Here is a 12,947-nt window from a genome sequence, read left to right as displayed (position 1 = left end):
GGGAGGTTCAGGGGGCACGGCGGTCACGGGCCCCGAGTCCCTCGTCGTCCGTGTCGATCCACAGGGAGTCGTCGTAGGGAGTGTCGGGGATGGTGACGAGTTCGGGGCGCTTGGGCGAGGCGGAGGTGGCGGCCGCCTCGCGCAGCAGCGCGACGCTCTCGCGCAGATGGGTGGCGTCGGTGCGTACCCGGCGCATCTCCAGCCCGCCGCTGCCGAGCTGCTGCTCCAGGCGCCCCACCGACCGCGCCAGGTCGTCGAGACAGCGCTGGACCGTTGTCAGATCGTCTTGCACGGACATGACGTGACCTCACTTCCGCGGGCCCCGGGGCCCTGGACGGCGACGCTCCATGCGCCTGCGAGTGTTGCGCGTCACACCTGTGGATGTGAAGGCGTGTGCAGCGATTGGCCGATGGCACGCCATCGGTGCACGCCCCAACGCGCTCTGTGTGCGCCGGGGGAGTGCGTTGCTCCGCACGGGTGGGCTTACGCGTCCCCGCCGCCGTGTCGCCCCCGACAGGCGAACCCTTTCCTCTTCAGTGGTCCGTAGATCAGATCAGCTCCAAAATACCGCCAAATGTGAACATAACGCACCCGTGTCAGTGGCGGGAGTGGCCCCCCGGAGGTACCTGAGATGTCCCACGACGGCGTCAGACTGCGCGCGGTCATGCGCTCGGTCGCCTTCCTCACCGCGGGTGCGCTCGCGGTCCCCGCGCTGGCCGCCTGCGGCACCGAGGACCAGGCCGGCAAACCGCTGGCCCCGCAGGACATCGCCCGGGCCGCCCGCGCCCAGGTCGCCGACGGCGGCACCCTGCGCTGGGCGGTGGACACCGTCCCGGAGACCTTCAACACCTTCCAGGCGGACGCCGACGCCACCACCACCCGGGTCGCCCAGGCCGTCCTGCCGTCGATGTACCGGCTCGACGCCAACGGGCGGCCCGCCCGCAACGCCGACTACCTGGAGTCCGCCAAGGTCGTCGAGACGGAGCCCAAACAGGTCGTCCTGTACAAGCTCAACCAGCAGGCGGTGTGGAGCGACGGCCGTGAGATCGGCGCCGCCGACTTCGCCGCCCAGTGGCGCGCCCTGTCCGGCAGGGACAGCGCCTACTGGACCGCCCGCAACGCCGGCTACGACCGCATCGAGAAGATCGAGCGCGGCGCGAACGACCTCGAGGTCAGGGTCACCTTCCGCCGCTCCTACGCCGACTGGCAGTCGCTGTTCTCCCCGCTGTACCCGAAGGACGTCATGGGCACGCCCGACTCCTTCAACGACGGTGCGCGGCGCAAGCTGAAGGTCACCGCCGGGCCGTTCGCCCTGAAGTCGGTCGACCGGGAGAAGGGCCGGATCCGGCTCGCGCCCAATCCGCGCTGGTGGGGGCAGCCCGCCAAGCTCTCCGAGATCGTCCTGACGGCCGTCAAGCGCGACCGGCGGGCCGCCGCGCTCGCCGCCGGGGAGATCGACCTGGCCGAGATCGACCCGGCCGCCGCCCGGCGCATCGACGGTGCCGCCCAGGGCGGGGCCGGACCGCTGGCCGGCCCCGGCGGCCGCAGCGCTGCCAAGGCGCTGAGCTCCTGGGCCCTCGCCCACGGCTCCGACGAGGAGGCGGCCAACGACGAGCTGCACGCCCGCAGGGAGCTGGGCAAGTCGGTCGCGACGTGGGAACGCCAGCAGAAGGCGCTGCGGGACTACGAGGTGCGCAAGTCACTGGAACCCGCCTACACCCAGCTCGCCCTGAACGGCGCCGGCGGTCCGCTCGCCGACGAGCGGGTGCGCCGGGCGGTGGCCCGGGCGCTGGACCGCGAGGAACTGGTCGAGGTGGTGCTCGAGCCGCTGGGCCTGCCCGCGGTGCCCGTCGGCAGCCATCTCGCCCTGTCCGGGCAGGAGGCCTACGCCGACAACAGCGGGGCGCTCGGCGGACAGGACACCAAGGAGGCGCAGGCGCTGCTCGCGGACGCCGGATGGGTTCCCGGCGGCCCGGTGAAGGAGCGGAAGAAGACGGAGAAGGCCGCCGGGGCCCAGGGCGAGAAGTCCGGGCTGGACAAGGCCGGCGAGGTCCCGTCCGAGGGCGGTGACGACGGCACGTACATCGTCGGCCAGGACGACAAGGCCCCGGGCCGCGCGGACGGGGAGCACGGCGGCGACCACGGCAGGCAGCTCGCCCAGGACGGCAAGCAGTACGTCGACAGGAACGGCGCGCCCGGCGCCTACGCCCCCCGGGGCACCGCCGCCCCGGCCGGCCCCGCACCCGGGGCGCTGGCCAAGGACGGCAAGGCGCTCACCCTGCGGTTCGTGCTGCCGACCGGCGCCGGATCCGAGCCGTTGCACGCGGTCGCCGGACGGATCACCCGGATGCTGGACCGGGTCGGCATCCGCACCGAGCTCACCAAGGTCTCCGGCGAGAGCTACTTCAAGGACCACATCGCCTCCGGCGAGTACGACCTGGCGCTGTACTCCTGGCCCGCCTCCGCCTTCCCGGCCACCGACGCCCGGCCGATCTACGCCAAGCCGGTGCCGGCCGCCGACGGGTCGCTGAGCGTCGAGCAGAACTACACCCGGGTCGGCACCGACCAGGTCGACCAGCTGTTCGACCAGGCGATCTCGACCCTGGACGAGGAGGAGGAGCGGTCCCTGCTCCGCAAGGCCGACGCCCGGATCTGGGCGGCTGCCGGATCGATTCCCCTCTACCAGCGCCCCCAGCTCACTGCCGCGAAGAAGAACGTGGTCAACGCCGGTGCCTTCGGCTTCCAGACGCCGGTCTACGAGGACATGGGCTTCCTGAAGAAGGGGGCGAGGATCTCGGCGAGCCCGTCCGAGAAGTGACGAGGATCTCGGCGGGGCCGGTCCGGGACGCGAGGTGACGGACCGGTGACGGACCAGGTGAGGGGCCCGGTGACCGCCGGGGTGAGATGAGCCTCGTGGCCCTGCGGAGGTTGTCCGTCGCGGGGCCACGTACCATGGGGTGAGGCCGTGGCGTGTCAAGCCCGGCAGGGCCCGCGTAACACGGACGTACGCAGCAGGGCCGGTCCTCACACTCCGGGAGAACGCCGCTTTATGGCCACGCGCCACGACATTCGCAACGTAGCCATCGTCGCTCACGTCGACCACGGCAAGACGACCATCGTCGACGGCATGCTGAAGCAGGCCGGTGCCTTCGCCGCCCACCAGCTCGACTCCGTCGACGACCGCATGATGGACTCGAACGACCTGGAGCGTGAGAAGGGCATCACGATCCTGGCCAAGAACACGGCGGTGAAGTACCACCCGAAGGATGGCGGCGACGTCATCACCATCAACATCATCGACACCCCCGGCCACGCCGACTTCGGCGGCGAGGTCGAGCGCGGTCTGTCGATGGTCGACGGCGTCGTCCTGCTCGTGGACGCCTCCGAGGGTCCGCTGCCGCAGACCCGCTTCGTGCTGCGCAAGGCTCTCCAGCAGCGGCTGCCGATCATCCTCTGCATCAACAAGACGGACCGGCCGGACGCCCGGATCGACGAGGTCGTCAACGAGACCTACGACCTCTTCCTCGACCTGGACGCCGACGAGGAGCAGATCGAGTTCCCGATCGTCTACGCCTGCGGGCGGGACGGCGTCGCCTCGCTGACCAAGCCGGAGGACGGCACGGTACCGGCCGACTCCGACTCGCTGGAGCCGTTCTTCTCCACGATCCTGGAGCACATCCCGGCCCCCACCTACGACGAGGCCGCCCCGCTCCAGGCCCACGTCACCAACCTGGACGCCGACAACTTCCTCGGCCGTATCGCGCTGCTCCGCGTCCACCAGGGCGAGCTGAAGAAGGGGCAGACCGTCGCGTGGATGAAGCGCGACGGGTCGGTCTCCAACGTGCGCATCTCCGAGCTGATGATGACCGAGGCGCTCACCCGCAAGCCGGCCGAGAAGGCGGGCCCCGGTGACATCTGCGCCGTCGCCGGCATCCCCGACATCATGATCGGCGAGACCCTCGCGGACACCGAGAACCCCGTCCCGCTGCCGCTGATCACGGTCGACGAGCCCGCGATCTCCATGACCATCGGCACCAACACCTCGCCGCTGGTCGGCCGCGGCGGCACCGGCAAGGGCGCCGACGCGAAGGCCGCCGTCAAGGACCGCAAGGTCACCGCCCGCCAGGTCAAGGACCGCCTCGACCGCGAGCTGATCGGTAACGTCAGCCTCCGCGTCCTCGAGACCGACCGTCCCGACGCCTGGGAGGTCCAGGGCCGCGGCGAGCTGGCGCTGGCCATCCTCGTCGAGACCATGCGCCGCGAGGGCTACGAGCTGACCGTCGGCAAGCCGCAGGTCGTCACCAAGGACGTCGACGGCAAGGTCTACGAGCCGGTCGAGCGCATGACGATCGACGTGCCCGAGGAGCACATGGGCGCGGTCACGCAGCTGATGGGCGTCCGCAAGGGCCGGATGGACAACATGTCCAACCACGGCTCCGGCTGGGTGCGCATGGAGTTCGTGGTGCCGTCCCGTGGTCTGATCGGCTTCCGGACCGAGTTCCTCACCCAGACCCGCGGCACGGGCATCGCCCACTCCATCCACGAGGGCCACGAGCCCTGGTTCGGCACCCTGCAGACCCGCAACAACGGTTCGCTGGTCGCCGACCGCGCCGGTGCCGTCACCGCGTTCGCGATGACGAACCTCCAGGAGCGCGGCGTGCTCTTCGTGGAGCCGGGCACCGAGGTGTACGAGGGCATGATCGTCGGTGAGAACTCCCGCTCCGACGACATGGACGTCAACATCACCAAGGAGAAGAAGCTCACCAACATGCGGTCCTCGACGGCCGACGTGACCGAGTCGATCGTGCCGCCGCGCAGGCTGTCGCTGGAGCAGTCGCTGGAGTTCTGCCGCGACGACGAGTGCGTGGAGGTCACCCCGGAGGCGGTGCGCATCCGCAAGGTGAACCTGGACGCCCGCGAGCGCGCCCGCGCCGCGAGCCGCGCCAAGCACGGCTGATCAGCGGTCACGTGAGTCGCTGACGCTCCGTCATTGAGCCCGGGTGCCCCCTCGTGGGGTGCCCGGGCTTTTCGCGACCCGCTTTCTCGAGGCGCCTCACGGCACCGCGACGGCACTGTGTCCGATACTCGGAGCCTCCCGCCCGGCATCCAGGGACCACGTCCGTTTCGCGGTCGCCGCCGCTCCGGCCCCCCCGTTCGGCCACGACGACGGCGACGGGGTCGATTTCGAGCCCTTCGGCGCCCTCAGCTGCGCCGCTGAGACGGGCCCCAGCGGGCGGCGACCACCGGGCACGGAGGCCTGCGGATCCGGCGGGTGACCCGCATCCGGTACCCCTCCACGAAGCCGTACACCCGGCGTCGCCGTCGCCACGGTGATGGTCGAAGATCATCGGCGCCGTCTTTTTTCCCTCGACATCACCCGCCCCGGCCGGACATGCTCCTTCCGATGACCAGAATCGACGACATGCCTCCCGCGTGGGACGAGCGCACCCAGCTCACCACCTTCCTCGACTACGCCCGCGACACCGTGCGCGCCAAGTGCGAGGGTCTCTCCGACGAGGACGCCCGCAGGGCGCCCCTGCCGACCTCGCCACTGATGACCCCGAGCGGCCTGATCAACCACCTGCGCTGGGTGGAGTACTACTGGTTCCAGGTGGTGTTCCTCGGGGAGGAGGACGAGGGCCCCTGGACCGACGAGGACCCCGACCGCGAGATGCGCATCGCCGTCGACATCCCGCCGGCGCGGCTGCTCGACGAGTACGCCGAACAGGCCGAGCGGTACCGGAAGCTGGTCGCCGAGCACGATCTCGACACCCGGGCCGTGGGACAGGTCCGCGAGGGTGTCTCCGTCGACCTCCGCTGGATCCTGCTGCACCTGACCGAGGAGACGGCCCGGCACAACGGCCACCTCGACATCCTGCGCGAGCTCATCGACGGCAGCACCGGCGTCTAGGTATTGCCCCGAGGGGGCGCCGGGCCACGGCGGACATCCCGCTGACACCCTGCTGGAGGACCGCCAGAGGCCCGCTGGGGGACCGCTGGGGGAACGCTGGGGCTGAAGGGCGACTGAAGGGTTCTGAAAGACCGTGGAAAGAGCGGCGAAAGGCCGCTGAAGGAGCCCGGAAAGAGGGCTCGGCCAGGGTGGTGTGCGCGGGGCGGGCGACCGACGGGGGATGCGCGACGCCCGCCCCGCCCCGCCGGCTCGCCGGCTCACCGGCTCGGCGGTGGGGCTGGAGCTCTGCTGCCCCCGTGGCCGAATCCCGTTGCCCGTTCGGTCCCTCGCACCCTGTTCGAAAGGGCAGACGTTGCCCGGTGGTCAGCCCTGGACTACGTTCTGTGAATGCTCACCCCCCGACCTCGTTTCCATCTGCTCGGCCCCCTGGAAGTCGAGATCGACGGGCGGGCCGTCGTGCTCACCGGGCGTCAGCGCGCTTTGTGCGCGGTGCTGTTGCTGCACGCCAACCACGTCGTGTCCGTCGACCGGCTGGTCCACTTCCTGTGGGACGGCCGTCCGCCCGGCGCCGGCGCGGCCCGGGTGCGGGCCCTGGTCGCCGAGGTCCGGCGCGCCCTCGGCCCCTCCGGACCCACCCTGCTGACCACCCGTCGGCCGGGTTACGTCATGCACGCCGGCCCCGACGAACTCGACCTGCTCGCCTTCGAGGACCTCATCCGTGACGGCTCCCGCGCCGCGGCCGGCGGCGACTGGCCGACCGCCCGGCGCCTGGGCGAACGGGCCCTCGCCCTGTGGCGCGGCGAACCGCTGTCCGACCTGCCCGAGGTGGCCGTACGGGAGGCCGAGCGGCAACGGCTCGGCGAACTGCACCTCGTGGCCCGTGAGGGCGTCGCCGAGGCCGAGATCGAGACCGGCCGGCACCGGCAGGCGATCGCCGAACTCCTCCGGCTGACCGCCGCCCACCCGCTGCGTGAGCGTCCGCACGCCCTGCTGATGCGCGCGTTGCAGCAGGACGGCCGCAGCGCCGAGGCACTGGAGCTGTACTCCGCGCTGCGCCGCCGGACGGTGAACGAGCTGGGCATGGAGCCGTCGCGCGAGGTCCGGGCCCTGCACCAGCGCCTGCTCGGCGGCGACATCCCCAGCGGGGCCGGCACGGTACCCGCTCCCGCCGAGCGCCGCGTTCCCCGCCAACTTCCGCCCGCTCCACGCCGGTTCGTCGGCCGCGCCGAGGAACTCGACCGCCTCGACTCCTGTCTGCGCACCGCCGAACCGCTCGCCCTGATCGTCGGACCGGCCGGCGTCGGCAAGAGCGCCCTGGCCCTGCACTGGGCCCACCGGGTCGCCGACCGCTTCCCCGACGGACAGCTCTTCCTCGACCTGCGCGGCTTCGACGACGCCGAGCCGATGACCCCCGAGGAGGCACTCCCGCTGCTGCTCCAGGGCCTGGGCTGCGCCCCGCGCGACATCCCGCTCGGCCCGGAGGCGCAAACCGCGCTGTACCGGACGCTGCTGGCGGACCGCCGGATGCTCATCGTCCTCGACGACGTGGCCGACGCGTCCTTCGTACGGCGGCTGCTGCCCGCCTCCGAGGGCTCCCTCACGCTGGTCACCAGCCGCGACAAGCTCAGCGGGCTGGTCACCCTGGACGGGGCGTACCGGCTCTCCTGCGACGTCCTCGACCGCGCCACCGCGCTGGAGCTGATCAGCGGCGCGGTGGGCGCGGACGCCGTCGCCGCCGACCCGGAGGCCGCCGCCCGGCTGGTCGAACTCTGCGACCGGCTGCCCCTCGCCCTGTGCGTGGCCGGCTCCTGGATCGGCGACCGGCCCGGCAGCATCCGCGCCTACGTCCGTGACCTGGCCGATCGCGGCCGGCTGGCCCGGCTGCACGTCGAGGGCGAGGAGTCCGTCGCCGTACGGGCCGCGCTCGACCTGTCGTACGGGGTGCTGCCGGAGGAGGGACGCCGGGCCTTCCGGTCGCTCGGGCTGCTGCCGGGCACCGGCCGGTCGGTGGCGGCCGCCGCCGCGGCCGCCGGACTCGACGAGCCGCACACGGCCGACCTGCTCCGGCTCGCCCAGCGCGTCCACCTGCTGCGCGACGTCGAACTCGGCCGCCCCGCCTGGCACGACCTCGTGCACGAGTACGCGCGCGACCGAGCCGCCGCCGAGGACGGCCCCGCCGAGCGGGAGGCCGCTGTCACCCGGGTCCTCGACCACTACCTGCAGAGCGTCGTCAACGCGGCCGCGACCGCGGGCCTGTACGTCATGCGCGGCTGCCCGGACCCCGTCGAGGGCTCCCTGCCCCGGGAGTTCACCACGGCGGAGGAGGCGTACGCCTGGTTCGACGGAGAGTGGGACGACATCGCGGCCGCGATCGGGCACGCCGCCGAACACGGGCCCGCCCCCTTCGTGTGGTGGCTGGTGGACGCGCTCCAGGACCTCTTCCACCACCGCCGTCCGCTCGCCGACTGGATGCGCCTGGCCACCCTCGCCCGGGAGGTCGCCGAACGCTCCGGTGACCGCGAGGGCCAGGCCGCGATGCGCATGTCCGTCGGCCACGCCCGCTGGCGCAACGGCGACCTGCGCGGCGCGCTCGTCGAGTACGAGGCGGCCGAGGAGCTGGCACGCCGCGCCGGCTGGCGCTACGGCGAGGCCGCGAGCCTCCAGGGCAAGGGCGTCACCCTGAAGCTGCTGGGCGAGCCGCTGCGCGCACTGCCCTGCTACGACCGGGCGCTCACCCTCTACCGCGTCCTGGGCAACGTCAAGAACGAAGAGATCATGCTGATCAACACGGCGTCCCTGAACCTCGCCCTCGGCCGCCTCGACGCGGCCGAGCGGGCGGCGGGCGACGCCCTCGCGCTGATCGGCGACGCGGCCCACCACAATCGGGCGATGGCCCTCGTCAACCTCGCCCTCGTCCGGCAGAAGCAGGCCCGGTTCGAGGAGGCGGTGGCCGCGCTGCGCACCTGCTTCCGCGTCTGCCGCGACTCCGGATCCACCTACGCCGAGGCGGTCGCCCTGGAGACCCTGGGCCGGGTGCGCGCCGACGCCGGCCAGGACGCCCGCGCCCTGCTCGCCTACGAGGACGCCCTCGCCGTCTCCCGGCGGGTGGAGAACCGCAACTGCCAGGTCGATTCCCTCGCCGGACTCGCCGGCCTCAAGCTGCGCGCGGGCCGGGTGGACGAGGCCGCCGACGACCTCGACGCCGCCTTCGAGATCGCCGAACGCACCGGACACCGCGCCGGCCTCGTCGAGGTCCTGCTGGAACGCGCCGCCCTGGCCCGCGCCCTCGGCCGGCCCGCCGACGCCCTCGACCAGCTGGAGCGGGCCGCCCGCCTGGCGGCCGACGGCAACCCCCTCACACTTCCGCGCGTCCGCATCGCCACCTCGGTGACGCTGCTGGAGACCGGTCTGCCGGTACGGGCACGGGAAGCGGCGGAGGAGGCGGCCGCCCTGGCCCGCGACTCCGGCCAGCGCCTGCTGCACGCCCGCGCCGCACTCGCCCTGGCCGCGGCCCACCAGGCCCTGCAGCGGACCGAGCCGGCCCGGGCCGCCCGCGCGCAGGCCACGGCCCTGTTCGCGGCGATCGGCTCCCCACCCCTCGAACCGGCCTCACCCACCCGTCACCACCACGGCCACCACGACCTGCCCCCGGACGCGGCCTCCCGCCTCACCCTGTACCTCACCGAGCACTTCGACGGCTGAACCCCCAACCGGCACGGGGGCCGGCCGCCACCGGACCGCTCTCACGGCCGTCCACTGCCACGGTCGGCGTGCGCCACGGCGGACGGCCGCCCCGGCCGACCACCGTGCCGGCCGCCGCCGTCACTCCTGGCCGCCGCCACGACCGACCGGCCTCACCCCGACCGGTCTCACACGGACGCCGCGTACGGAACGCCCAGCAGCAGGGACGCGTCGCCGGTCAGGATGCGTTCGTGCAGGGCGCGCAGGTCCGGGCCCGGCTCGCAGCCCAGCAGGTCCACCATCCGCAGGCGGAGCAGCTGGAAGCAGTCCAGCGCGTCGGCCTGCCGTCCGCCCCGGTACAGGGCGAGCATCAGCAGGCCCGTGACCTTCTCGTCGAAGGGGTGCATGTCGGCCAGCCAGTGCAACTGCGGCAGGCACTCCTCGTGCCGTCCCGCCCGCAGGTACAGCTCGGTGCTGCCGACCAGTGCCTCCCGGTGCTCGCGCCGCAGCGTCACCCGGGCCGACTCCGCCCACGCCGTCCGCACGTCGGACAGCGGCTCCCCCCGCCACAGCTCCAGGGCGCGGCCGTACAGGGCGAGGGCGGTGTCGGCGTCCCCGGCGCGCACGGCGTGCTGGGCCTGCCGGACCAGGGCACGGAACCGTGCGGTGTCCACGCTCTGTTCGTCGATCGCGAGGACGTATCCGCCGCGCCTGCGGGACAGTTTGAAACCGTCGTCCCCGAGGCCGTCCGCCCGCAGTGCCTTGCGCAGCCGGGTTGCCTGGATGTACAGGGCGTCCAGTGGACGCTGCGGCCTGCGCTCCGGCCACACCCGCTCGATCAGCACCTCGTCGGCCACGAAGGCGTTCGGGGTCCAGGCCAGCGCCGCCAGCAGCAGCCGCGTGCCGTGCGGAAGCGGCAGCCTGCCGCCGGTGTGGGCGCGCGCCTCGACGCAGCCCAGCAGTTGAATGTCCATGGCGTTCCCCGTACCCCGTACCTAGAACCACTGGAGTCACCACTGTGCGCGCCGGGTGTTCGGCTGCCGCACGGATCCTGCACGGCGGGCCGGGACGGGGCCCGGAGAGGGGAGAAGGCCCGCGCCGGGTGGGCGCGGGCCTTCGTCACCGGGACCGGACGTTCGTGGGCGAGGGGCCGGGAAAGTCCGCTCCGGAAGGAGGCGGCCGACGGTACGGGGGTGTGTCAGGCCGCCGCCTCGGGGTCCTTGGCGAGACGCGGAGCCGGGACGGTGTCCTTGGCGTCCGCCGTCTCGGGGTAGTGGCAGGCCGTCAGGTGGCCGGGCTTGTTGCCCGCGACCTGGACCAGCGGCGGGGCCTCGGTCGCGCACTTCTCCGTCGCCTTCCAGCAGCGGGTGCGGAAACGGCAGCCGGAGGGCGGGTTGATCGGGGACGGCACGTCACCCTGGAGCCGGATGCGTTCCCGCGGGGTCTCCTCCACCGTGGCCTCGGGCACGGCGGACAGCAGCGCCCGGGTGTAGGGGTGGCGCGGGTTGCCGTACAGGTCCTCGCGGTCGGCGATCTCCACGATCTTGCCGAGGTACATGACGGCCACGCGCTGCGAGAAGTGCCGTACGACGGCGAGGTCGTGGGCGATGAACACGAACGCGATGCCGAGGTCCCGCTGGACCTGCTGGAGCAGGTTGACCACCTGCGCCTGGATGGAGACGTCGAGCGCGGAGACCGGCTCGTCGGCCACGATCAGCTTCGGTTCCAGCGCCAGGGCGCGGGCGACACCGATGCGCTGGCGCTGACCGCCGGAGAACTCGTGCGGGAAGCGGTTGTAGTGCTCGGGGTTGAGACCCACGATCTCCAGCAGCTCGCGCACGCGCTTCTCGCGTCCGCCGTCCGGGTTGATGTCGTTGATCTCCATCGGACCGGAGATGATCTTGCCGACGGTCTGCCGCGGGTTCAGCGAGGCGTACGGGTCCTGGAAGATCATCTGGATCTCGGACCGGACCGGCGCCAGCTGCTTGCGGTTGGCGTGGGTGATGTCCTTGCCCTGGTACCTGATCGTCCCGCCGGTCGGCTCCAGCAGACGCGTGATCAGCCGGCCGGTGGTCGACTTGCCGCAGCCGGACTCGCCGACCAGGCCGAGGCTCTCGCCCTCACCGACCTGGAAGTCCAGCCCGTCGACGGCCTGGACGTGGCCGACCGTGCGCCGGATCGGGAAGCCGCCCTTGATCGGGAAGTGCTTGGTGAGCCCGGAGACGTCCAGGAGGGGAGTGGTGCTGCTCATGGTGGTGAAATCCCGTCTCTTGTACGTCAGTTGGCCGCGCTGTCGGCGAGGTCGCCGAAGAACTCGCGGCGCTGGCCGGCGGTCAGGTGGCAGGCGGAACCGCGTCCGTCCACGATCTCCAGGAGCGGACGCTCCTTGCGGCACAGGCCCCCCTCGACCTTCTCGGCGAAGGCGCAGCGCGGGTGGAACCGGCAGCCCGACGGGGGGTTCAGCAGCGAGGGCGGCGAACCCGGGATCGGGTTGAGCGGCACGTCCACCGGGTGGTCCAGGCTCGGCATGGAGCTCAGCAGGCCGAAGGTGTAGGGGTGCTGCGGGTCGCGCAGCACCTCCTGCTTCGTGCCGCGCTCCACGCACCGGCCGCCGTACATCACCAGCACGTCGTCGGCGATGTCGGCGATCACGCCCAGGTCGTGCGTGATGAAGATGATCGCGGTGCCGAACTCCTTCTGGAGGTCCTTCAGCAGGTCCATGATCTGCGCCTGCACGGTCACGTCGAGGGCCGTGGTCGGCTCGTCGGCGATCAGCAGCTCCGGGTCGCACACCAGCGCCATGGCGATCATCGCGCGCTGGCGCATACCGCCGGAGAACTGGTGCGGGTAGTCGTCCACCCGGATCTCCGGCTGGGGGATGCCGACCCGCCGCAGCATCTCCACCGCCCGCACGCGGGCCTGCGTCTTCGAGCACCCGGTGTGCTTGCGGTAGGTCTCGGCGATCTGTGCGCCCACCGTGTGGTACGGCGACAGCGAGGTCAGCGCGTCCTGGAAGATCATCGACATCTTGTTGCCGCGCAGCTTCTCCAGGGTCTTCTCCGGAGCGCCGTTCAGCTCCTCGCCGTCCAGCACGATCGATCCCTCGACCAGGGTGCTGTCCGGGTTGTGCAGGCCCAGGATGGTCAGGTTGGTGACCGACTTGCCGGATCCCGACTCACCCACGATGCCCAGCGTCTTGCCGCGTTCGAGGTCGAAGGAGAGACCGTCGACGGCCTTGACGACGCCGTCCTCGGTCGAGAAGTGCACCTTCAGGTCCTTGAGGGACAGGAAGGGCTGCTGATCGGTGCTCGTCACGGGGACGCTCCAGAGGGGGGTGATGCGAGAGCTGGCTGGC

At 72.2% G+C, this 12,947-nt stretch carries 8 protein-coding genes; 4 read left to right on the top strand and 4 right to left on the bottom strand.

Features of this window, described 5'->3' with window-relative positions; translation table 11 throughout:
- Positions 1–7: 7 nt before the first annotated feature.
- On the bottom strand, positions 8–298 hold the full coding sequence (locus ACIBBD_RS15395; protein WP_399419880.1) for a hypothetical protein: 291 nt from the start codon (positions 296–298) through the stop codon (positions 8–10).
- A gap of 333 nt (positions 299–631) precedes the next feature.
- Between ACIBBD_RS15395 and ACIBBD_RS15390 the strand changes: the two genes are divergently transcribed.
- From ACIBBD_RS15390 to ACIBBD_RS15375, 4 genes are all read left to right on the top strand, one after another.
- Positions 632–2,818 (top strand): ABC transporter family substrate-binding protein, encoded by a 2,187-nt coding sequence (locus ACIBBD_RS15390; RefSeq protein ID WP_399419879.1) that lies wholly within the window; start codon positions 632–634, stop codon positions 2,816–2,818.
- A 231-nt stretch (positions 2,819–3,049) separates the two neighbouring features.
- Positions 3,050–4,957, top strand: coding sequence for a translational GTPase TypA (typA, locus tag ACIBBD_RS15385; protein WP_399419878.1), 1,908 nt, complete (start codon positions 3,050–3,052; stop codon positions 4,955–4,957).
- Positions 4,958–5,404: 447 nt separating this feature from the next.
- Complete coding sequence (locus ACIBBD_RS15380) at positions 5,405–5,911, top strand: DinB family protein (protein ID WP_399419877.1); 507 nt, start codon at positions 5,405–5,407, stop codon at positions 5,909–5,911.
- Between the two features lie 387 nt (positions 5,912–6,298).
- Positions 6,299–9,613, top strand: a complete 3,315-nt coding sequence (locus ACIBBD_RS15375; protein ID WP_399419876.1) for a BTAD domain-containing putative transcriptional regulator — start codon at positions 6,299–6,301, stop codon at positions 9,611–9,613.
- Positions 9,614–9,780: 167 nt separating this feature from the next.
- On the opposite strand, the gene ACIBBD_RS15370 is transcribed toward ACIBBD_RS15375, so the two are convergent.
- From ACIBBD_RS15370 to ACIBBD_RS15360, 3 genes are all read right to left on the bottom strand, one after another.
- Positions 9,781–10,566, bottom strand: a complete 786-nt coding sequence (locus ACIBBD_RS15370) for a BTAD domain-containing putative transcriptional regulator (RefSeq protein ID WP_399419875.1) — start codon at positions 10,564–10,566, stop codon at positions 9,781–9,783.
- A gap of 224 nt (positions 10,567–10,790) precedes the next feature.
- Complete coding sequence (locus tag ACIBBD_RS15365) at positions 10,791–11,843, bottom strand: ABC transporter ATP-binding protein (protein WP_399419874.1); 1,053 nt, start codon at positions 11,841–11,843, stop codon at positions 10,791–10,793.
- 26 nt (positions 11,844–11,869) lie between these two features.
- Positions 11,870–12,907 carry an ABC transporter ATP-binding protein gene (locus tag ACIBBD_RS15360; protein WP_399419873.1) on the bottom strand — a complete coding sequence of 346 codons (1,038 nt, stop codon included), beginning with the start codon at positions 12,905–12,907 and terminating at the stop codon, positions 11,870–11,872.
- Positions 12,908–12,947: the final 40 nt, after the last annotated feature.

Source organism: Streptomyces sp. NPDC051315, assembly GCF_044455165.1.
Lineage (GTDB): Bacteria > Actinomycetota > Actinomycetes > Streptomycetales > Streptomycetaceae > Streptomyces.
Note: the sequence above shows the minus strand (reverse complement) of the source record. Positions and strands in the feature narration are given on the sequence as shown.